General features: G+C 58.6%; 18 protein-coding genes and 1 pseudogene. 12 read left to right on the top strand and 7 right to left on the bottom strand.

All coding sequences use genetic code 11. The features are described from left to right. Positions 1-97: 97 nt before the first annotated feature. Positions 98-1,018, top strand: coding sequence for a DMT family transporter (locus tag ACW9UQ_RS09760; protein WP_458930833.1), 921 nt, complete (start codon positions 98-100; stop codon positions 1,016-1,018). On the opposite strand, the gene ACW9UQ_RS09755 is transcribed toward ACW9UQ_RS09760, so the two are convergent. Then, positions 1,013-2,698 (bottom strand): tetratricopeptide repeat protein, encoded by a 1,686-nt coding sequence (locus ACW9UQ_RS09755; RefSeq protein WP_458930832.1) that lies wholly within the window; start codon positions 2,696-2,698, stop codon positions 1,013-1,015. The genes ACW9UQ_RS09760 and ACW9UQ_RS09755 overlap by 6 nt on opposite strands. Continuing rightward, the gene (locus ACW9UQ_RS09750; RefSeq protein ID WP_458930831.1) at positions 2,698-3,333 is read right to left on the bottom strand and encodes a J domain-containing protein; all 636 of its coding nucleotides are present in this window, start codon (positions 3,331-3,333) and stop codon (positions 2,698-2,700) included. Before ACW9UQ_RS09750 ends, ACW9UQ_RS09755 begins: the two co-directional genes overlap by 1 nt. 87 nt (positions 3,334-3,420) lie before the next feature. Here ACW9UQ_RS09750 and ACW9UQ_RS09745 point away from each other — a divergent pair, with 87 nt between their 5' ends. Beyond that, positions 3,421-3,681 carry a BolA family protein gene (locus ACW9UQ_RS09745; protein WP_458930830.1) on the top strand — a complete coding sequence of 87 codons (261 nt, stop codon included), beginning with the start codon at positions 3,421-3,423 and terminating at the stop codon, positions 3,679-3,681. A gap of 76 nt (positions 3,682-3,757) precedes the next feature. Here ACW9UQ_RS09745 and ACW9UQ_RS09740 read toward each other — a convergent pair whose 3' ends face one another. Both ACW9UQ_RS09740 and gatB read right to left on the bottom strand, forming a co-directional pair. Continuing rightward, on the bottom strand, positions 3,758-4,081 hold the full coding sequence (locus ACW9UQ_RS09740; RefSeq protein WP_458930829.1) for a DUF4177 domain-containing protein: 324 nt from the start codon (positions 4,079-4,081) through the stop codon (positions 3,758-3,760). An 18-nt stretch (positions 4,082-4,099) separates the two neighbouring features. Next, a complete protein-coding gene (gene gatB, locus ACW9UQ_RS09735; protein ID WP_458930828.1) occupies positions 4,100-5,611 on the bottom strand; it encodes an Asp-tRNA(Asn)/Glu-tRNA(Gln) amidotransferase subunit GatB in 1,512 nt (503 codons plus the stop codon). 298 nt (positions 5,612-5,909) lie between these two features. Here gatB and hemA point away from each other — a divergent pair, with 298 nt between their 5' ends. Together hemA and ACW9UQ_RS09725 are read left to right on the top strand one after the other, a co-directional pair. Beyond that, on the top strand, positions 5,910-7,124 hold the full coding sequence (hemA, locus tag ACW9UQ_RS09730) for a 5-aminolevulinate synthase (RefSeq protein WP_458930827.1): 1,215 nt from the start codon (positions 5,910-5,912) through the stop codon (positions 7,122-7,124). Positions 7,125-7,503: 379 nt separating this feature from the next. Beyond that, positions 7,504-8,847 (top strand): MATE family efflux transporter, encoded by a 1,344-nt coding sequence (locus ACW9UQ_RS09725; protein ID WP_458930826.1) that lies wholly within the window; start codon positions 7,504-7,506, stop codon positions 8,845-8,847. Between the two features lie 43 nt (positions 8,848-8,890). Here the strand turns inward: ACW9UQ_RS09725 and ACW9UQ_RS09720 are convergent, their stop codons facing one another. Both ACW9UQ_RS09720 and ACW9UQ_RS09715 read right to left on the bottom strand, forming a co-directional pair. Next, the gene (locus tag ACW9UQ_RS09720) at positions 8,891-10,237 is read right to left on the bottom strand and encodes a GH1 family beta-glucosidase (RefSeq protein WP_458930825.1); all 1,347 of its coding nucleotides are present in this window, start codon (positions 10,235-10,237) and stop codon (positions 8,891-8,893) included. Between the two features lie 4 nt (positions 10,238-10,241). Continuing rightward, positions 10,242-11,261 carry a LacI family DNA-binding transcriptional regulator gene (locus ACW9UQ_RS09715; protein ID WP_458930824.1) on the bottom strand — a complete coding sequence of 340 codons (1,020 nt, stop codon included), beginning with the start codon at positions 11,259-11,261 and terminating at the stop codon, positions 10,242-10,244. Positions 11,262-11,485: 224 nt separating this feature from the next. On the opposite strand from ACW9UQ_RS09715, the gene ACW9UQ_RS09710 reads away from it, so the two are divergent. The 7 genes from ACW9UQ_RS09710 to ACW9UQ_RS09680 all read left to right on the top strand — a co-directional run bounded on the left by ACW9UQ_RS09710 (position 11,486) and on the right by ACW9UQ_RS09680 (position 19,505). After that, positions 11,486-12,850, top strand: a complete 1,365-nt coding sequence (locus ACW9UQ_RS09710) for an ABC transporter substrate-binding protein (protein ID WP_458930823.1) — start codon at positions 11,486-11,488, stop codon at positions 12,848-12,850. A 97-nt stretch (positions 12,851-12,947) separates the two neighbouring features. Continuing rightward, positions 12,948-14,186 carry a carbohydrate ABC transporter permease gene (locus ACW9UQ_RS09705; protein WP_458930822.1) on the top strand — a complete coding sequence of 413 codons (1,239 nt, stop codon included), beginning with the start codon at positions 12,948-12,950 and terminating at the stop codon, positions 14,184-14,186. Then, entirely contained in the window at positions 14,186-15,340 is a 1,155-nt protein-coding gene (locus tag ACW9UQ_RS09700) for a carbohydrate ABC transporter permease (RefSeq protein ID WP_458930821.1), read from the top strand. Before ACW9UQ_RS09705 ends, ACW9UQ_RS09700 begins: the two co-directional genes overlap by 1 nt. Positions 15,341-15,351: 11 nt before the next feature. Further along, positions 15,352-17,004, top strand: a complete 1,653-nt coding sequence (locus tag ACW9UQ_RS09695; protein WP_458930820.1) for an alpha-amylase family glycosyl hydrolase — start codon at positions 15,352-15,354, stop codon at positions 17,002-17,004. Between the two features lie 16 nt (positions 17,005-17,020). Then, on the top strand, positions 17,021-18,109 hold the full coding sequence (locus ACW9UQ_RS09690) for an ABC transporter ATP-binding protein (RefSeq protein ID WP_458930819.1): 1,089 nt from the start codon (positions 17,021-17,023) through the stop codon (positions 18,107-18,109). A 56-nt stretch (positions 18,110-18,165) separates the two neighbouring features. Continuing rightward, complete coding sequence (gene pgl / locus ACW9UQ_RS09685) at positions 18,166-18,849, top strand: 6-phosphogluconolactonase (protein WP_458930818.1); 684 nt, start codon at positions 18,166-18,168, stop codon at positions 18,847-18,849. Further along, positions 18,846-19,505 carry a pseudouridine synthase gene (locus ACW9UQ_RS09680; RefSeq protein ID WP_458930817.1) on the top strand — a complete coding sequence of 220 codons (660 nt, stop codon included), beginning with the start codon at positions 18,846-18,848 and terminating at the stop codon, positions 19,503-19,505. Before pgl ends, ACW9UQ_RS09680 begins: the two co-directional genes overlap by 4 nt. Before the next feature lie 275 nt (positions 19,506-19,780). On the opposite strand, the gene ACW9UQ_RS09675 is transcribed toward ACW9UQ_RS09680, so the two are convergent. Beyond that, positions 19,781-20,854: a preprotein translocase subunit SecD gene (locus ACW9UQ_RS09675; RefSeq protein WP_458930816.1), complete on the bottom strand. Its 1,074-nt coding sequence runs from the start codon at positions 20,852-20,854 to the stop codon at positions 19,781-19,783. 205 nt (positions 20,855-21,059) lie between these two features. Here ACW9UQ_RS09675 and ACW9UQ_RS09670 point away from each other — a divergent pair. Then, positions 21,060-21,757, top strand: a pseudogene (locus ACW9UQ_RS09670) (transposase); the annotation flags it as partial.

Raw genomic sequence — 21,757 nt, 5'->3', positions numbered from 1 at the left:
CGGTTTGGACAGAGTTAGCGCGACCCAATGCGCATATTTCGGGTCGCCAACTATGTTCCGCTTCGACAACATTGGCCGAATTGATAAGGACCTTCAAATGACCAGTAGATCCGCGGTTCGAACGCATACTATGAGCCTGAAAGCAGGACTTCTGCTGGTACTCCTGGCCGCCGTTTGGGGTGGGTCATTCTTTTTTGCGGAGGTTGCCCTCACCGAGGTTTCACCCCTGACGATCACACTTCACCGCGTATTGTGGTCGCTTCCTTTGCTCGCGCTGGTCATCCGGTTCAAAAGCTTGCCCATCCCTCGCAGTCCGCGCATCTGGGGAAGCTACATTGTCATGGGCGCGCTGAATAATGCCATACCGTTTTCATTGATCTTCTGGGGACAGAAACAGATTGATAGCGGCCTAGCGTCCATCCTGAATGCAACCACAGCAATGTTTGCGGCGGTCGTTGCTGGGCTGCTCTTGAAGGACGAACCCTTGACGAGAAACAAACTGCTTGGTGCCATACTTGGCCTTGCAGGCGTGGCGTTCATCATGGGGCCATCGGCACTCATGGACTTCAACCCCGCCAGCCTTGCTCAAGTCGCTATTCTTGGGGCAACGTTTTCTTACGCGTTTGCTGGCGTTTGGGGCCGTGTCGCTTTGGCAAGCCAGCCCCCGCTGATGAATGCTCTTGGGATGCTGGTTGGCAGCACAATTCTGATGATCCCGGTGGTTCTGATGGCAGATGGGGTGCCTAACCTGGACCTTTCAGCGCATGTCTGGGCGGCTTTATTGGGAATGGCCGCGCTGTCGACAGCACTTGCCTACGTGCTTTATTTTGCCATTCTTTCGATGGCCGGGGCGTCAAATCTGCTGCTTGTCACTCTGTTGATACCGGCCTTTGCCATCACGCTTGGCGTTCTGTTCTTGGAAGAGAGCATGGAGCCAAGCGCATGGGTTGGTTTCGGCATTATAGCCCTAGGGTTTTCGGTGACGGATGGCCGGTTGTTTCGCATAAGGACATCATAAGCTGCCTTGGGCGCGGCCGACGCGATTGTGGCAGGCGATGCGGAAGGCTTCGCCGGCCTGTTCGAAGTTGATCATACCTGTCCAGCCATCCCGCAAGCTTAGGCCAAGGTTGTAGCAGCCGGGGCCTGCGCCAAGGCTGCAGCCGCGTGCAACCAGTGTATGGGCCAGATCCAGGTCGGGTGTAACGCCTTTGCCGCTGGCATAGATGTCGCCAAGGTTGGAGCAGGCAAAGCCGTTCTGCAGTGAGCAGCCCTTGCGGTACGCCTCAGTTGCGGCCTGCAGGTCGGTTTCGACGCCGTCCTGACCTGTCAGGATAACGCCCAGGGCGTTGCAGGACGGGCCGCTATCCAGTTTGCAGCCGCGCTGCGCCCATTTCAGAGCGGCGGCATGATTCTGCAAGGGTGGCGGTTGGTTGAGATAGGCATCGACCCGATCCCAACAGCCATGGCCACTGCCCATGCTGCAGGCGTCTTCGAACAGGATGTTGGCCCGGCGGGCATCGCGTTTACCGCCCAATCCGCCCGAAAGCATCAACCCCAGCCAGTCACAGCCCCCGGCTGAGCCCAGATCGCAGGAACTTTCGAAGAGCTGACGGTCTTGTGCGTAGTCCTGTTGCAGCCAGATGCCGTCCTTGAACTGCATGGCACGCACCAGACAGGCACGTGCCATGCCCAGATCGCAGGCGCGTTTGAAAAAGACGCTGGCGACGGCCCAGTCCGAGGGGCCAAACGCGCCGTCGTGGTGGCCGAAGGCAAGTCTGGAACAGGCCAGTGCATTGTTCAGGTCACAGCTTTTTCTCAAGTATTCCGAGACACGGCTGGGGCGGCGGCCAATTTGCCCGTCCGTGTCGAACAGGCTGGCCATCGCCAAGCAGGACACATCATCCTGAAGCACGCAGGCAAAGTCGTAATAGCGCGCAGCCACGATGACGGACAGACGGTCCTGCGCCGTATTAAGAAGCTGGTTCGCATAGGCTTGGCAGTCACTGGCCACCAAGGTGCGGCACCCGGCCTCGAAGGTCTTGGCGCTGTGGTTTAGGTCAAGATAGTCGTGATAAATCGACAGGGCTGCGCCCAACTGGGAGCATTGCTGCATCAGGTGTCCGTCGCAGGCCGATTGCATCAGGCGGATGCCCTCAGCCACATTTTCCTGGTTCTGACCGCCATGGCGGCCGGATTTCAGTGCCCCAAGATTGGCGCAGGCATAGCGATTGCCCAATGTGCAGCCTTGATTGAGCCAGGCCAGGCTGCGGTCATTGACATCGCCATCAATGAGGTATTCCAGCAGTCCGATCTCGTCGCAAGCCAGGCCATTCCCGGCAGCGCATCGCGGCTTCAGCATGTTGAGCTTGGAAGGAAAGTCCTTGGCCGCATTTACCTGAGGGCGAATGCTGTACTGTTGCATCTCGCAGGCCAGACCGATGCCCTTTGCACAGTATTCTGCGGTCAGTTTGAACGCGCTGGCGTTGGTTTCGCGGATTAAGGCTGCGATGTGATAGGCGCAGTTTCCATTCCAGCCGTCATCGCAGGTGAAGGCGTTTAAGTCGGGAAGCGCAGGGTCGGCGCAGTCCCAGGAATAGCATGAACTTGCATGCGACGTTTCATCCTGAGCTTGTGCGGGTTGGGTATAGAATATCAGAGCAAGGAATGTGGCGGCGAGAAGAAGAGAAATACGTTGCATCAGTCCTTGAAGCTTCTGCTATCCTTTATCTGATCCCAGGCCCAAACTACCTCGGCCAGCCTGTCTTCGTCGTCCCGTTTTCCGCCATTCATATCGGGGTGTAGTATTTTCACAAGAGCCTTGTAACGTTTGCGGATTTCCGCCTTTGTTTCGTGGTCCTCGGCTTCCAGAATGGTCACCGCTTTGCGTTCTTTTGCGGGCAATTTGCGCTTTGTGGCGCTGCCGGGGTTCATCGTGGCGTTTTCCCCAAGAACCGCAAAAGGGTCGTCAACACCAAGTCGTTGCCAGGCACGCCCCTCGGGGTGGCCACTTGCGCCTTTGAAGGGTTCGGTTGGACGTTCCCAGACGCGATCAGCCGCGAATTGCTTTTCCAGCTCTTCCTCGGAATGGTTTTCGAAAAAATTCCACTTCAGATTATATTCGCGCACATGCTCGAGGCAAAACCAATGAAATTCCTCAAGGTTATCGCGTGATTTTGGTGCGCGAAACTTGCCAGCAGCGGTGCAGCCTGGTTTTTCGCAGACACGGGACGAGGTTTCGACGGCGCCGGACATGCCGCGCGACCGGGCGCGGCGCTTTTTGTCGGCGCCGACGGAGATGTCGAAGTCAAATGGAGAGCGGCCGTTTGAGGTCACGAAATTCTTCCCTTGCGAGTCGGAGGCAACAGTTTAGTGTTTTCGACGCAGAGGGGAAGTCTGGAATTGCCGAAGGGTTTCAAGGGTATGAAAGTTGCCGATACAATCCGAATGAAACTTGAAGCGGCCTTTGCGCCGGAAAAACTGGAAGTCCATGATGAAAGCGAGGCCCATCGCGGGCATGCCGGGTATCGCGATGGGGGCGAAAGCCATTTTGCGGTGCATATCAAAGCCGCGGCGTTTCGTGATCTGGGGCGGGTTGCGCGTCAGCGGGCTGTCTATCAGGTGCTGCGCGACGAGATGAATGGGCCGGTGCACGCTTTGGCTCTGACAGTGGAAGCCCCCTGATTTCCATACCGACGATGGTGGGTTTCACCCACCCTACATGCGCTCGGGTCGTAGGGTGGGTGAAACCCACCCCGGACTATTTGCTTTCTGCGGGGCCAAGACGCAGGGAGGGTTGCGGCGGGTTTGACGTGGCGCGCAGGCCCGGGTCGCTGCGGGTTGCGGAATGCAGCGCGCGGCGGAACACCAGAACTGATTGGTAGGATTCTGTCGCAGATGACAGCATGCCTTTCTTCTGCTCCACCGGCAGCGATTCGGCGCGCTGGAATTCCCAGCCTTCGCGGGCCTCTTCATTCATCAGGTCCGACAATGTGCGCGCAAACTTATCCTCTGACGTGCGCGCGCCTTTGGCTCGTTTGGCCCGGCGCGGGGCCGGAATGACGCGGTATTCGTATTTGCTCATGCTCGATCTCCTCGGCGCTTAGAGGCCCAGTTTCTGGCGGATGATCTCATTCACCGCCTTCGGGTTGGCCTTGCCGCCGGTTGCTTTCATTACCTGACCCACGAACCAGCCGGCCATGGAGGGTTTTTCCTTTGCCTGCGCCACCTTGTCCGGGTTGGCGGCCAGCACATCATCAACGGCAGCCTCAATCGCGCCGGTATCTGTTACCTGTTTCATACCGCGCGCTTCGACGATCTCCGCCGGGTCGCCGCCTTCGGCCCAGACGATCTCGAACAGGTCCTTGCCAATCTTGCCCGAAATGTCGCCTTTGGAAATCAGGTCAATAATTCCGCCCAGCTGATCGGCGGAAACCGGCGAGGTGTCGATGCCCAGGCCTTCTTTGTTCAGGCGGCCGAACAACTCGTTGATCACCCAGTTGGCGGCCATTTTCCCGTCGCGGCCCTTGGCGACATCCTCAAAGAACATCGCATTCGTGGTTTCCGCTGTCAGCACACCCGCATCATATTCGGTCATGCCGTAGCTTTCGACAAAGCGGGCCTTTTTCTCATCGGGGAGTTCCGGCAGGCTGGTGCCGATGTCGTCTACCCAAGTCTGCGTGATTTCCAGCGGCAGAAGGTCCGGGCAGGGGAAGTAGCGGTAGTCATGCGCCTCTTCCTTGGAGCGCATGGAGCGGGTTTCGCCCTTGCTTGGATCGTAAAGCCGGGTTTCCTGATCGACCTTGCCGCCATCTTCCAGAATGCCGATCTGGCGCTTGGCCTCATAGTCGATGGCCTGCTGAATGAACCGCATAGAGTTCATGTTCTTGATCTCGCACCGTGTGCCCAGCACGCCGAAATCGCCGGTTTCGCGGAATTTTTCGTAATCGCCCGGTTTGCAGACCGAGACGTTCACATCCGCCCGCATCGAACCTTCCTGCATGTTTCCGTCGCAGGTGCCGAGATAGCGCAGGATCTGGCGCAGTTTGCGGACGTACTCGGCGGCCTCTTCGGGGCCGCGTATATCGGGGCGCGAGACGATCTCCATCAACGCGACACCGGTGCGGTTCAGATCGACAAAGGACATCTGGGGGTCCATGTCGTGGATCAACTTGCCCGCGTCCTGTTCCAGATGGATGCGTTCGATCCGCACCTTGCGCGCGACACCGGGTTCCATATCAACCAGCACCTCACCCTCACCGACGATGGGGTGGTAAAGCTGAGAAATCTGATAGCCCTGCGGCAGATCGGGGTAGAAATAGTTTTTGCGGTCAAAGGCCGAGCGCAGGTTGATCCGTGCCTTCAGGCCAAGCCCGGTGCGCACCGCCTGTTCGACGCAATAGCGGTTGATCACCGGCAGCATGCCGGGCATGGCCGCATCGACCAGGCTGACATTCTGGTTCGGTTCTGCCCCGAAATCGGTGGAGGCCGCCGAGAACAGCTTAGCCTTGGAATTGACCTGCGCGTGCACCTCCATCCCGATGACCAGTTCCCAGTCGGATTTGACCCCGGCGATCACCTTGGGTTTGGGGTCGGTGTAGGACAGTGTTGTCATTTCGCGGTTCCGGGCGGTTAACGTGGCTTGCAGGGTTCTATGGGAGGACCCGCAGTGAGGCAAGAGGGCGATGGCTTAGCTGGCGAGGGATGTGAATAAAACTGTGCTGAAACGCGTAGAAGGCGCTAACATCACACAAAAGCATGGTTTCTTGCTGGCGACCTGTTTGATAAAGATCAATGTTGTGGCTTTGTTGGCGATGTATAGATCGCTGCGGCTATGTGGCGCTGTGGGCAAGGCTCGCAATGTTGCGGGAATCGTGGAATAAGTGCCGATGGAATGCGAAAAGGTGCAGAGTATGGATTTTGACGCGCTGTTTAATGCTCAACTCGATCAGCTTCGGGAAGATGGCAATTATCGTGTGTTTGCCGATCTTGAGCGGCGACGCGGCGCGTTTCCGGCAGCATCTAACTATCGTGGGGATCAGACCCGTGATGTGACGGTCTGGTGCTCCAATGATTATCTGTGCATGGGCCAGCATCCGGATGTGCTGGCGGCGATGCATGAGACGCTGGATAGCTGCGGTGCCGGGGCCGGTGGGACGCGCAACATTTCCGGTACGAACCATTCCCATGTCTTGCTGGAGGCAGAACTTGCGGATCTGCATGGCAAGGATGCGGCGTTGCTGTTTACCTCGGGCTATGTGTCCAACTGGGCCAGCCTGAGCACATTGGGCGCGCGGCTGCCCAATGCGGTGATCCTGTCAGATGCGCTGAACCATGCCTCGATGATCGAGGGGATGCGCAACGCGAAATGTGAGCGCAATATCTGGAAGCATAATGATCTAACCGACCTGCGCCGTAAGCTTGAGGAATGCCCGGCGGATGCGACCAAGATCATCGCTTTTGAAAGCGTCTATTCGATGGATGGCGATATCGCCCCAATCGCAGAGATCTGTGATTTGGCCGATGAGTTCGGCGCGATGACGTATCTGGATGAGGTTCATGCGGTGGGCATGTATGGTCCGCGCGGCGGCGGTGTTGCCGAGGCGGAGGGGCTGCTGGATCGCGTGACCCTGATCGAGGGGACGCTGGGCAAGGCCTTTGGTGTGATGGGCGGGTATATTACCGGCTCTGCCGCCTTGATTGATTTCATTCGGTCCTTTGCCTCTGGCTTTATCTTTACAACCGCGTTGCCGCCTGCGGTAGCAGCGGGGGCGCTGGCATCTATCCGGCATCTGAAAACCTCGGATATGGAGCGGATGCGGCAGAAGCAGCAGGTTGCCAAACTGCGGGCCATGCTGGATGCCCGCGGCATTCCGCATTTGCAGAACCCGAGCCATATCGTGCCGGTGATGGTCAAAGATCCGGTAAAGTGCAAGATGTTGGCGGATATCCTGATGGATGATTACGGCGTCTATGTGCAGCCAATTAACTATCCGACCGTGCCCAAGGGGACCGAGCGGCTGCGCTTTACGCCGGGGCCGATGCATTCCGATGCTGATATCGACCATCTGGTGTCAGCCTTGGGTGCGCTGTGGGCGCAATGTGCGCTGTCGCGCGCTGTCGCCTGATCATCTGATCAAATTGAGCCGCCTGACGGCGGCAAGACTTCTGCGGCCTTCGGTCTGAGCCCGCCGGCGGCCCCTCCGGGGTGGCCCTGCCGGGGGCGGATATTTTGGGAACAATGAAGGCGGAAGAGCCATCATTTCTTCTTCATTGTTCCATAAGTATCCCCGCCGGAGGCGATGCATCCCTCTGACTTTGAATGAGATTTGATTGTCTGGCGATGACTTTGTTATTTTGCTACTTCATCGCCGCGAGATGTGGCGAATTGTGACAGTTCTGATTGCCGTTTCTGCAAAGCACGTCTAGGAGAGATGAAAAAGGTCCTATTGCTTGACTGCATCAGAAGACATTCCGCCCCTTGCTGATCCAAGCTGGAAGGGCCATATGCGTGCTACCCTGGCGCTTGGGCTGCCGCTGATCGGGGTTCAGCTGGCACAGATGTCCATCCATGTGACCGATACGGTTATGATCGGTTGGCTGGGGGCTGAGGATCTGGCGGCCTCGGTTCTGGGAACGCAGCTTTTGTTTGTGGCCTTTATCATCTCGTCGGGGTTTGCCAATGCGCTGGTGCCGCTGGCCTCGACCGCGGCGGCGGCCGAAGATTATCGCGGTGTGCGCCGGTCAACGCGCATGGGGTTCTGGGCGGTCACGGCCATGTCGCTGGCGATGATGCCGCTTCTGTGGCTGGCGGAGCCGATCCTGCTGATGTTCGGGCAAAAGCCGGAAACCGCAGCACTGGCGGCGGATTATGTGCAGATCGCGCAGTGGGGGCTTTGGCCCATGGTGCTGGTGTCGGTGCTGCGGTCCTATATGTCGGCGATGGAGCAGGCGCGGATCGTGCTGATCGGCATTCTGAGCGGCGTGGTGGTGAATATCATTCTGAATTATCTGCTGATTTTCGGGCATTATGGATTTCCGAAGCTCGGGATCGAGGGCGCGGCCTGGGCATCCCTGGCGACCAATCTGGCGACGCTGGTGGTGCTGGTGATCTATGTGAAGCTGCATCCGATTTTGCGCACCCATGGAGTTTTCCGGCGCGTCTGGCGCCCGGACTGGACCGCGCTGGGCGAGATCGTTCGGATGGGGGCGCTGATTGCGATGGCTTTGCTGGCGGAGGTCGGATTGTTTGCGGCCGCCTCGATCATGGTGGGCTGGCTTGGGACCATACCGCTGGCGGCGCATGGGATTGCGTTGCAGATTATCTCGGTCATTTTCATGGTGCCGCTTGGGCTGTCCTCGGCCGCGACGGTGCGGGTCGGGCGTGCGGTGGGGCGGCGTGATCCGGTAGGGTTGGACCGGGCGGGCAAGACCGTATTGGTCCTTGCTTTCGGTGTGGCCTTTTTGGCGGCGCTGATCCTGGTGCTGTTGCCAACGACCTTGATCCGGCAGTTCATGGACGAGACGCGAAATGTTGACCGGCAGGCAATCATTTCCCTTGGTGTTCCGCTTTTGGCGGTGGCGGCTGCGTTTCAGCTGGTTGATACGCTGCAGGTCGTCTCGGCCGCGCTGCTGCGTGGTATTATGGATTTCAAGGTGCCGATGATCATGGCTGCGGTCAGCTATTGGCTTATCGGCGTGCCTGTGGCCTATGTGATGGCTTTCCAGCTGGGATGGGGGGCTGTTGGCATCTGGACCGGGTTGGCGATTGGTCTATCCGCAGCCGCGATCCTGCTGACCGGGCGCTATATGATGCGCGACCGGCTGGGATTGGTCAGGCTGGATCCCTGAGGCGTTATGCGAAGAGCCTGACGCCTCTAGCGTTGCGTGATATCTAAGGGGTTTCGCCAGGTGCAAGGCGGGCCTTAAGCGCATGCCAGGAGGCTTTGGGTGTGCGGGTCAGCGTGTCGAAATCGACATGCACAAGGCCGAAACGGCCGTCATACCCCTCGGCCCATTCGAAATTGTCCATCAGGGACCAGATGAAATAGCCTTTCAGCGGAACGCCGTCGACCAAGGCCTGACGGGCAGCGGCGAAATGCTGGTTCAGATAGGCGATGCGGGCGGCGTCATCGAGCTGACTGGCCTGCAGCATATCGTGACTGGCCATGCCGTTTTCGGTGACATAGATCGGCAGCCCCTTGGCATAGTCCCGGTGCATCCGGGTCAGGAATTGATAGAGACCATCGGGATAGATTTCCCATCCAAGTGCCGTTTTGGGCAGTGGGCCAGGCACCGGTGCAATATCCGGGAACTGGCCTGTACCGGCTGCCTTGAACAGGCGGCGGGTGTAGTAGTTCACGCCAAGCCAGTCGACCGGGGTGCCGATCACGTCGAAATCATCCTGCCAGCCATCGGGCAGATGCGACTGGAGGCCGTCCAGCACCGGCTGGGGGTAGCGGCGGTGAAACACCGCATCGGCGAACCAGCGGTTATGGATGGCGTCCTGCAGGTCGGCGGCGGCCTGATCGGCGGGTGCGTCGCTGGCGGGCTGCGCGGTTTCGAAGTTCAGCACGACGCCCAGATTGTCCAGCCCCATTGCACGTATGGCCTGTACGGCGGATCCGTGCGCCAGCATGACATGATGCAGGGCGCGGGCGGTGGCGCGTATGTCGCGCAGGCCCGGGGCATGGATGCCGTGAAAATGGCTGAGCCAGGTAATGCACCAGGGTTCGTTGATCGTCGCGGTGGCCGTGATCCGGTCGCCAAGCCGGGCCATGATCACCTGTGCGTAATCGGCGAACCATCCGGCGATGTCGCGATTGCACCAGCCGCCCTGATCCGCCAGCGCGGAGGGCAGTTCCCAGTGATAGAGGGTCAGATAGGGTGCGATGCCGCGCGCCAGCATGCCATCGACCAGCCGGTCATAGAAATCGAGGCCTTCGGCGTTTGCCTGACCGCGCCCTTCGGGCAGGACCCGTGCCCACGAAGTAGAGAAGCGATAAGCGGTCAGACCAGCCTGCACGATCAGGTCCAGATCGCGGTCCCAGTGGTGATAGTGATCACAGGCCACGGCCCCGCTCCGTCCATCGGCGACATTGCCGGGTGTTGCGGCAAAGCTGTCCCAGTGGGTTGGCCCTGCGCCACCGAACCCGTGCCCCTCAATCTGATAGCTGGAGGTGGCGGTGCCGAACTGGAAATCCTTGGGGAAGTCGCTGCGGTTGAGGTTGAAACCGGTCATGGCCTCACGCTGGGGCCGGGCCGGTTGAGGAGCCGATGATCAACTCAGCCTCCCACAGCTCGGATTGTGGGCCTGCCGCGCGGCCTTCGATCTGGTCGATCAGCATTTCGGCACACCGCCGGCCCGCATCGCGGATGGAGGATCGGGTGGATGTGAAAACGGGGCGATCCTGACCGTTGGGCAGGAAAGATAGCGCGTCGTCATGCGTTGCGACCGAGACGTCGCGGCCCTGTGTCAGGCCCGCCTCGGCCAGAGCGCGGCTGATGCCCAGGGCTGAGATCAGGCTGGAGGTCACGATGGCGGTTGGCGGGGCGTCGCGCTGCAACAGGTCCTTGGTTGTTTCGTAGCCGAACGGTTCTGTCATTTCGGCGCTGAAGGTCAGATCGGTGTCGAGATCGAGCCCGGCGCGGGCAAGGGCATTTTCCACCCCGGTGCGGCGGCGTTTGGCAAAGGACATGATTTCAGGGCCGTTCAGCAGGGCGATACGCCGGTGGCCCAGATCAGTCAGGTGACGGGTCAGGGTTTCAAAGGCGCTTTGGTTGTTGAAATCCAGCCAGCTATAGCCCTCGGTTCCGCTGGCGCGGCCATGCACCAGAAAGGGCAGGCCGAGGTCCTGAAGAATGTCGATGCGGGGTTCATCGAGGATCGGACCGTGAACGATGCAACCATCCACAGCGCCGGAGCGGGCGAGATCCTGGTAATGTTCAGCCTCGTTTTCGCTGCGGGTCACGTCGATCAGCATGTTGTAGCCAAAGCGCCGATAGGTTTCCCCGGCACCGGCGATGAAGTCGGCAAAGATCGGGCTGATGGATTTTTCCTCGACCAGGGGCAGGACATGGCCGATGGCCTTGGACCGGCCGGTTGCCAGACGTTGGGCGGTCGAGTTGGGCTGGTAACCATGCTGCCGTGCGGCTTCTTCGACGCGCTTGCGGGTCTCCAGGCTGACCTCGGGATAGCCGTTCAGGGCGCGACTGACGGTTGTCGGCGACAGGCCGAGAAGCTGGGAGAGTTGTTTCAGGTTCAAGACGGCTCCGGGTTGGGTTCCAAAACGGTTTGAATCTAGGCGGATTTCGGTCGTTGGGGCAAGTCTGACTTCGGTTTTGCTTAAATCCATTAGTTGACAGATTGGCAATTTGGGATCAATTTACAGCTATCCAAAGCGCTTTGGATGCCGGTTTTGCTGAGTCGAAAGCGGTGGTCAGGGCGAAAAAAACAAGTTCCAACAGAAGCTTCGGGAGGTCTCGCTTCATGAGAAAACATTTACTCACCTGCACCGCTTTTCTGGCCCTTGGGGCTGGCGCAGCATTTGCAGATGGTCACGGCGATCTGATCTTTGCGCCGGGCGAGGGGAATTTCAGCTGGGACAGCTATGAGGCCTGGAAAGCCGATGCGCCTGATCTGTCCGGTCAGACCGTCACCGTTTTCGGCCCGTGGCTGAACCCGGAAGATGAGTATTTCGCCAATGCGCTGGCCTATTTCGAGGCCGCGACCGGGGCGAAGGCGGTCTATACCGGCTCGGACGGGTTTGAGCAGCAGATCATCATTGATGCCGAAGCCGGGTCCGCGCCGAATGTGTCGGTGTTTCCGCAGCCCGGTCTGGCCAGGCTGCTGGCGTCCAAGGGGCAGCTGACGCCGCTTTCGGCGGATATGAAGGATTGGATCACGGAGAATTACGCGGCTGGCCAGTCCTGGATTGATCTGGGCACCTATGCGGATGCGTCGGGCAATGATCAGCTTTATGGCTTTTTCTATAACGTCAATGTCAAAAGCCTGGTCTGGTACAGCCCGGAGAATTTCGAGGATGCCGGATATGAGGTTCCCGAAACCTTCGAAGACCTGAAAGCGCTGACTGAGCAGATCGTTGAAGATGGCGAAACGCCGTGGTGCATCGGGCTGGGCTCTGGCCCGGCGACCGGATGGCCTGCGACGGACTGGGTCGAGGATCTGATGCTGCGCACCCAGCCGCCCGAGGTTTATGATGCCTGGGTGGCAAACGAAATACCGTTCGATGATCCCAAGGTGCTGGGGGCCATTGAGGAATTCGGTTGGTTTGCCCGCGATGATGCGAAGGTATCAGGTGGGGCTGCTGCGGTGGCTGCGACCGATTTCCGGGACAGCCCGAAAGGCATGTTCGCCTCGCCGCCGCAATGCTACATGCACCGGCAGGCGTCTTTTGCCTCGTCCTTCTTCCCTGAGGATGTGGTTGTTGGTGAGGATGCGGACTTCTTCTATCTGCCGGGTTATGCCGGGAAGGATCTGGGAAAGCCGGTCTTGGGCGGTGGTACGCTGATGGCGATTACCAATCCGTCCGAGGCGACGACGGCCTTCATGGAGTTCCTGACCCTGCCCTTGGCACATGAGGTGATGATGGCGCAGACCGGGTTCCTGACGCCTCATAATGGTGTGAACCTTGCTGCCTACAAGGACGATACTCTGCGCGCGCAGGGCGAGATCCTGCTGGGCGCGACCACGTTCCGGTTTGACGCATCTGACCTGATGCCGGCAGCGGTCGGGCAGGGCACGTTCTGGACCGGTATGGTCGACTATGTCGGTGGCAAGTCAGCAGCAGATGTCGCTGCCGAAATCCAGTCGTCCTGGGACGCGGCGAAGTAAAGGCTTTCAAGCCAACGGCCTGCGCGGCTCGACCCGCGCAGGCACATCATAAAAGGCGGGCTGCAAAAGCCGGTCACAACAGCGGGAGGGGTACCCAATGCATCCAGCATTGCAGGGACTGATCACCATCATTGTCGGTGTCGGCGGATGTGTGGCCTATTATTATTTCTCCAACCAGTTTCTGGACAAGGTGTTGTTTCCCGCCAAAGGGCCGCAGGCCGGGCGCAATATCAACCGCGCCAATGCCATTCGCCCGTGGCTGTTTCTGGCCCCGGCCCTGATCGCGCTGGGCCTGTATCTGGCCTATCCGGTGGTCGAAACCCTGCGTCTTTCCCTGACCGAGCGTTTGCCCGGCGGTGCATCGGAATTTGTCGGACTGGACAATTATCGTCAGATGATGGACGAGCCGAAATTCTGGGAAGCGATGCGCAACAATCTGTTGTGGCTGGTCGTGGTCCCGGCCTTTTCGACGGCGTTTGGCCTGTTGGCGGCGCAACTGACTGACCGTATCGCCTGGGGCAATATCGCCAAATCGCTGATTTTCATGCCGATGGCGATTTCCTTTGTCGGTGCGGCGGTGATCTGGAAGCTGGTCTATGACACGCGCCCGGCGGGTGAGGATCAGATCGGGGTGTTGAACGCCCTTTGGATGAGCTTTGAGCCGGGGATTTGGTCGGTTCTGTTGCTTAAGGTTGTGCCCGCGATTGTGCTGCTGGCCTTTGCTGCGATTGTGGCCTGGGTCGGCTGGCTTTTCGCGAAACCGCTGATCGGCAAGGGGCAGCGCCCGGCTGCAGCGATGATCCCGTTACAGCTTTTCGTGGCGGTTGCAGCCCTGTGGCTGATCTGGCTGTCACTGAAATCGGTTATCGGTCTATTCGGGGCAGAGCTGCCGTATGGTGAGCCGCAGACCTGGCTGACCATTCCGTTCTGGAACAGCTTTTTCCTGATGGCGGTGCTGGTCTGGATCCAGACCGGTTTTGCCATGGTGATCCTGTCTGCCGCCCTGCGCGGTGTGCCCGAAGATACGATCGAGGCGGCGATTATCGACGGTGCCAATCCCTGGCAGATATTCTTCAAGATCAAGGTGCCGCAGATCATGGGCACGATTGTTGTGGTCTGGACCACGATCACCATTGTCGTGCTGAAAGTCTTTGACATCGTTTTTGCCATGACCAACGGCCAGTGGGAGACGCAGGTTCTGGCTAACTATATGTATGACAAGCTGTTCCGCGCCAATGACTGGGGTGTCGGCTCGGCCGCGGCGATGATCATCATGCTGCTGGTGACGCCGATCCTTGTCTGGAACGTTTACAATGCCAGAAAGGAGATGCGCTGATGGATAATGTCGCAGGCTCCCGCAATGCACTGAAATGGGCGGTGCATATCTCTGTTGTGGCGATGGTCCTTTTGTGGCTGTTCCCGACCATTGGTTTGCTGGTGTCGTCGTTCCGCACGGCGGATCAGATTTCATCCTCGGGCTGGTGGGCGGCCTTGTTCCCGCAGGAACAGAATGTCACCCTGCGCGCCGCACCGCCGTCCGAGCAGGTGCAGGATGGCGCGGTTTATGTGCTGGAGGGGAACCTTTTTGCGCTGGATGGGCGCGATGCGACTGAGATCAGCACTTGGGGCACATCCTCGCGTGCGATTGATGCCTATAAGCCCGGTGATACGGCAGAGCTGCGCAACGGCTCTACCATCACGGTTACCGCGAATGGCGATTATCGTCAGGAAAGCGCGGAGGAGATATCGGGACGGCGCGGGCAGCGGGTGTTTGTGACCTCTACCGTGCCGCCGGATTTCACGCTTAAGAACTATAAGAATGTTCTGCTGGATGAAGGCAACCGCGATGGCATGGCGAAAGCGTTCTTCAACACGCTGACGGTGACCATTCCAGCGACGATCATTCCGATTGTTGTCGCCGCCTTTGCGGCCTATGCGCTGGCCTGGATGCAGTTTCCGGGGCGTGCGCTGTTGATTGCTGCGGTTGTTGGCCTGCTGGTGGTGCCGCTGCAACTGGCACTGATCCCGCTGCTGAAATTCCATAACGGGATTGGGATCGGCAAGGGCTATATGGGCGTCTGGCTGGCGCATACCGGCTTTGGTCTGCCATTGGCGATCTATCTGTTGCGCAACTACATGGTCGGGTTGCCGCGCGATATCATTGAGAATGCGCGCGTCGATGGGGCGACGGATTTTCAGATTTTCGTCAAGATCATCCTGCCGCTGTCTTTCCCGGCCCTCGCTTCGTTCGCGATATTCCAGTTCCTTTGGACCTGGAACGATCTGCTGGTTTCGCTGGTTTTCCTGATTGATGCGTCGGGGGAAACCACGGTGATGACCAAACAGATCGTGGAAATGCTGGGCACACGCGGCGGCAACTGGGAGATCCTTGCCACCTCGGCCTTTGTGTCCATCGCGGTGCCGCTGATGGTCTTTTTCGCCATGCAAAAATATCTGGTGCGCGGTCTTTTGGCCGGCTCTGTCAAATAGGAATACGACTGATGAATCTCGCCTTACCTGTGACGCAGCCCCGTAAACTTCAGCCCGATCCCGACTGGTGGCGCGGGGCGGTGATCTATCAGATTTACCCGCGCTCCTATCAGGACAGCAATCATGACGGGGTCGGGGATTTGTCGGGGATCATCCACCGGCTGCCTTATGTGGCGTCGCTGGGTGTGGATGCGATATGGATCTCGCCGTTCTTCACGTCGCCGATGAAGGATTTCGGCTATGACGTGTCGAACTATTGCGACATTGACCCGCTGTTCGGGACGCTGGGCGATTTCGATGCGCTGATCCTGAAGGCGCATGATCTGGGCATCCGGGTGATGATTGATCTGGTGCTGAGCCATACCTCGGACCAGCATCCGTGGTTTCAGGAAAGCCGCTCATCGCGGAACAATTCCAAGGCAGATTGGTATGTCTGGGCTGACCCGAAGCCCGATGGCACGCCGCCGAATAACTGGCTGTCGATCTTTGGCGGCCCGGCCTGGGCATGGGACGGGGTGCGGCGGCAGTATTATCTGCACAACTTTCTGACGGAGCAGCCGGATCTGAACCTACACAATCCGGATGTGCAGGACGCGCTGCTGGATGTGGCCCGGTTCTGGCTGGATCGGGGGGTGGACGGGTTCCGGCTTGATACCATCAACTTCTATTTCCACGATGCCCAGTTGCGGGACAATCCCGCACTTGATCCCGCTGAGCGTAACTCCACCATCGCGCCAGAGGTGAACCCCTATAATTTCCAGAACCACCTTTACGATAAGAACCAGCCGGAAAATCTGGTGTTTCTGGAGCGCTTTCGCGCGCTGATGGACAGCTATCAGGACATTGCCGCGGTGGGCGAGGTCGGCGATGCGCAATATGGTCTGGAGATCATGGGCGAGTATACGCGCGGCGATAAGCGCATGCATATGTGCTATTCCTTTGACATGCTGGGGCCAGAGCCGATGACCGGGGCCAGCACGGCGCGGATGCTGAAAAACCTGAACCAGACGGCGCCTGACAGCTGGTCCTGCTGGGCGATGTCCAACCATGATGTGACCCGTCATGCCAGCCGCTGGGGGTTGAGCGATGACGCCGCGCGGTTGCATGCTGCTTTGCTGGTGTCGCTGCGCGGATCGGTTTGCCTGTATCAGGGCGAAGAACTGGGCCTGACGGAGGCCTATGTGTCCTACGAGGAATTGCAGGACCCCTATGGCAAGGAGTTCTGGCCGAAATACAAGGGCCGGGATGGTTGCCGCACACCGATGCCCTGGACGACCGATACACCGACCGGCGGATTTACGGATGGAACGCCCTGGTTGCCGGTGGCGATGGAGCATCTGCCGATGTCTGTCGCCGCACAGGAGCAGAACCCGGACAGCATGCTGAATTTCTATCGTCAGCTGATCGCGTTCCGAAGCAACCATCCGGTTTTTGCCAAGGGCGAGATGGAGGTGGTCCTGGCGACCGATCAGATGTTCAGTTTCATTCGCAGCATGCCGGGCGGCAAAGACATGTTCTGCGCGTTCAATCTGTCTGACACAGAGCAGCGCTGCGATTTGCCAGCGGGCGACTGGGCGGCAATTGACGCGCTGGGCTTCACTGCTGCGGCCAGTGATGGCACGTTGGTTCTGCCGCCGCATCAGGCGTTCTTTGCCGAGCGATAAAACGGAAGGAAACGAAATGGCATCCGTGGAACTGACAAAGGTCAGCAAGGCTTATGGCAATGTCGAGGTGCTGCGCGACATCGACCTGTCGATTGAGCAGGGGGAGCTTGTCGTCTTTGTCGGTCCGTCCGGGTGCGGAAAGTCGACCCTGTTGCGGATGATCGCCGGGCTGGAAACCATCACCTCTGGCACGCTGGAGATCGAGGGTATGACGATGAATGATGTGCCGCCCGCGCAGCGCGGCATTGCCATGGTGTTCCAGACCTATGCGCTTTATCCGCATATGACCGTGCGGGAGAACATGGCCTTTGGTCTGAAGATCGCCAAGAAAAGCGCCACAGAGATTGATGCGGCCATTCAGAACGCCGCCCGTATCCTGCAGCTTGAACCCTATCTGGACCGCCTGCCCAAGGCGCTGTCGGGCGGGCAGCGGCAGCGCGTGGCCATTGGCCGGTCCATCGTGCGCGATCCCAAGGTCTTCCTTTTTGATGAGCCATTGTCGAACCTGGATGCGGCCCTGCGCGTCGCCACAAGGATCGAGATTGCCCAGCTGAAGGAATCGATGCCCGAAAGCACCATGATCTATGTCACCCATGATCAGGTGGAGGCGATGACATTGGCCAGCCGTATCGTGGTGCTGCATGGCAAGCGCATCGAACAGGTCGGCGCGCCGCTGACGCTGTACGAAAAACCGGCCAATGTGTTTGTGGCGCAGTTCATCGGTTCCCCTGCCATGAATGTCGTGCCTATGGAAATCACCGGGACAGGCGCGCAGACCAGCGTTTCCATTGCCGGTGGCGGCAGCGCAACGATGCCGGTGGCCAGCACCGATGCGGATCAGGGCATGCAAGGCAAGTTTGGCGTCCGGCCCGAGGATCTGGTGATCACGGATGGAACCGCCCTGTTTGAGGGCAATGTCGAAGTGATCGAAAAGCTGGGCGAAACCACCAACGTGTTTTTCACTATCGAGGGCCGGTCCGAGCATTTGATCGCCAAGCTGCCGGGCAATGCTGATTTGCAAAAGAATGCAAAGGTGCGGCTGACGGCGGCCCCGGAAAAGATGCACCTGTTTGACGCGCAGGAGCAGTCTTTCCTTTATCGCTGAGGCGTTTCGACTTTATATGACGTCTCACGGGTAAACTCGAAACGCTTTAGGGGCCGATGCAGACCATTATCGAAGAGTATCCCGACCGGGACATATTGGCCAAAGCTTTGGCTGATCGTGTCGCCGATGAATTGCGTGCAGCGCTTTCGGGTAAGGGGCAGGCGACGCTGGCTGTGCCTGGCGGCACCACGCCGGGTTCGTTTCTGACAGCCCTGTCTGCGCAGCCGCTGGATTGGGGCCGGGTGCGGGTGATGCTGACGGATGAGCGGTTTGTGCCCGAAACCTCTGATCGCTCCAACACGCGGTTATTGCGCGAGACCCTGTTGCAGAATGCGACCGGGGCGGCGCAATTGGTGCCATTCCATTCCCCTGCGGATCAGCCCGAGGATGTGCTGGATAATCTGACAGCTGCGATCCGTGCCGCCTTGCCTTTGGATGTGTGTGTGCTGGGGATGGGGGCGGATATGCATACGGCCTCCCTGTTTCCCGGTGCAGATCGGTTGGAGGATGCGTTGGCACCTGATGCGCCGGTGCTGCTGCCAATGCGCGCACCCGGCGCGCCCGAGCCGCGCTTGACCCTGACGGCCCCGGTGCTGCAGGCAGCGGATCATCGGCATATCCTGATCACCGGAGCGGCCAAATTGGACGCGTTGCGCATCGCCATGCAGGACGGTCCCATTGCGGAGGCTCCGGTGCGCGCGATCCTGTCCCGGCCCGTCACGGTTCATTACGCGGCGTGAGCGGTCTGCCATCGGGCCATATCTACCGCCCGCCTGCGGATGCGCTGTCGATCCTATATCAGGATGATCATGTTCTGTTGGTCGATAAGCCTGCGGGCCTGTTGTCGGTGCCGGGCAAGACCGATGATCTGGCCGATTGCCTTGAGGCGCGGGTCAAGGCGGCGTTCCGGCATGCGTTGCTGGTGCATCGTCTGGATATGGATACTTCGGGCATCATGGTGTTTGCACTGTCGCGGATCGCGCAGCGGGATCTGAACAAGCAGTTTGAAACGCGGGCGGTGAAAAAGACCTATATCGCGCGCATCTGGGGGCGGCCGCAGCAAGATGCCGGTGTGATCGACCTGCCGATGCGCGCCGACTGGCCGAACCGGCCTTTGCAGATGATCGCCGAGGATGGGAAGCCCGCGGTGACCCATTGGCAGGTGGTTGCAGAAGAGGGGCCGTTGACGAGGGTGCGATTGACGCCCAAGACGGGGCGGTCGCATCAGTTGCGTCTGCATATGCAGGCGCTGGGGCACCCGATTGCCGGGGACCGGTTTTATGCGGCGGACGCGGCGCTGGCGGCGGCGGACCGGCTGGAACTGCATGCCGAGACGCTGGCCTTTCGGGACCCGTTGGGGGCGTGGGTAAATGGGGCCGCGCCCTGTCCGTTTTGAGGTAAGGCAACTTTATAGTGTCATGCGAAAAACCTGAATCATCCAACGCTGCCTGAAATCAAAGATTTCAACGCGCTGGATGATTCAGGTGTTACGCGAGACGCTATAAGACAGGTTTGGCGTCAATAGCAGGAGAGCCGCTTTGCCAAATGAACCAGCCCTAAAGCGTTTCGGGATAAACCTGAGACAAAGGATTATCCCGAAACGCAGTGATAAGCCTATATGGCGTAAGCGTTTCGATTTTATGTAATGTCTCAAGGTAAATGCGAAACGCTTTAATCCGCCTTGTACTTTCGTTCCGCCGTATAACCATGGATAGCCGGACCGATCCTGCGTTCTTCCAAAAAGCGCAGTTGCGTCGGCAACGCACCGAGACGAAGTGATTTGACAATGTTGGTCGCTTCTTCCTTGGTAAAGCTACCCGTGATAACGCCTGTTCCGCTTAGAATTGGCGATTGGACTATCGGCGCTGAAACAACTTCGTCGTTCAAGACGATCGCAAAGGCGCGGCCTATATTTTCGGATGTATGCTTCCCAAAGTGCTGCGCCGCAGTTTGACTGAGCTTAAACTGCACCCCAAATTTGCTATACGGATCAACATAGGTATCGACATTTTCGAAGTCATCTCCGGTTACGATGGGGCGTGTTTTGACAACATAGAATGTGTTTGGATCGTCTTTACTTGGCAAAAGCATGTTGCCGGGTGCGACGTCCAATTGCCCGTCCGAGGTTTGTTCAACGACGGGATTCAAGGACAATTGGGTCCTGGTCGTCAGAAGTTGGAAGAGGCCATAGGCCTTCTCCCACCCGAAAGCAATGAATACAATTCGATCAGGACCCTGGGGTAAAACAGCGATGTCACCTTGGCCGATCTCAGCAACGCGGTGGTTTAGGATCTCAAGCGTTTTCGCCATTGTCGCCTTATCAATCGCCGCAGCCGCCGCTTCGCTAAGAGTGATCTTCAGCTGTAGATTGTCGACTTGAACATCGACCGCCGAAACCCATAGTTTGGTTGGTCGCCCCAAAGATGCGGCGGCCTTTTTGACCAATTCAACCGCGCGGGTCGCGCCTTGCTGCTCCGTTATCTGAACGATCAGCTCGGTTGGTGGGCTTTCTTCCCGCGTCGTCAAACCAACGGTATCACGCTCCGCAGCAAGCGCAGCGCGAACTTCGGGCCACAGTTCGTCAAGATATGCAGCCTGAGCCTCCTCCAGCTGCACATCAACAAGCAGGTAGATACCGCCGCGCTGGTCGTTACGCTGTTCAGCGATAACGGGGTCAGAGGGCAAAAGGACGAGGATTGCAACAAACCACGTTGAAACAATCATTTCAGAAAGCCAAGTTCTCAACCCACTTCTCCACTGTTGATGACATCAAGCCATGTGCGTGCCGCACCTCAACTTCGCCACCGGCATGGCTTTGTCAAGTTGTTGGTTCATTGTAAGGTCAGACATTCGCTGCGACGCAGCAAATCTGCACGTTGTTGGGTAATCCCCCCGAAATTTAGGGGTGTGCGGAAGTAGAATTTTCTCGAAGATGGAAGAGGAGATTCTGATGAAGAAATCGAGATACACTGACGCGCAGATTATGAGCATTCTGAAGCAGGCTGAGAACGGCGTGCCTGTAGCGGAGCTGTGCCGTGAGCATGGAATGAGCAGCGCGAGCTTCTACAAATGGCGCTCCAAGTACGGCGGTATGGATGCCAGCCTGATGGCGCGGATGAAGAAACTAAATGAGGAGAACAAGCGGCTCAAGAAGATGTATGCTGAGAAGAGCATGCAGAACGATCTGCTCAAGGAAGCTCGTGGAAAAAAGTGGTGAGGCCGTCTTAAAGACGCGAGATGGCCGAATGGGCGGTGCGCTACCGATCCGCCAGCATCGCTTTGGCGTGCAGGGCGTTCTCGATCAGCGAGACGTGCTATCGATATGAGCCAAAGCTCAGCGATGAGAACGAACTGATTGCGGATTGGTTGGTCGCGCTGACGACGGCAAAGAAGAGTTGGGGCTTTGGCCTATGTTTCCTGCACCTGCGGAACGTCAAAGGCTTCGGCTGGAACCACAAACGTGTCTACCGCATCTACCGCAAGTTGGTGATGAACGAACTCAGGAACCGCGGGCTGCAGGACATTTTGATCGCCGTTGTGGACGGGCTCAAGGGCTTCCCGGACGCCATCACCGCAGCCTTTCCGGACGCCCTGGTCCAGACCTGCATCGTGCATCTGGTGCGCCATTCACTGAACTTCTGCGCCTGG

The sequence above is a fragment of the Halovulum sp. GXIMD14793 genome, from assembly GCF_054457435.1.
This window is presented reverse-complemented; position numbering and strand designations above follow the sequence as displayed.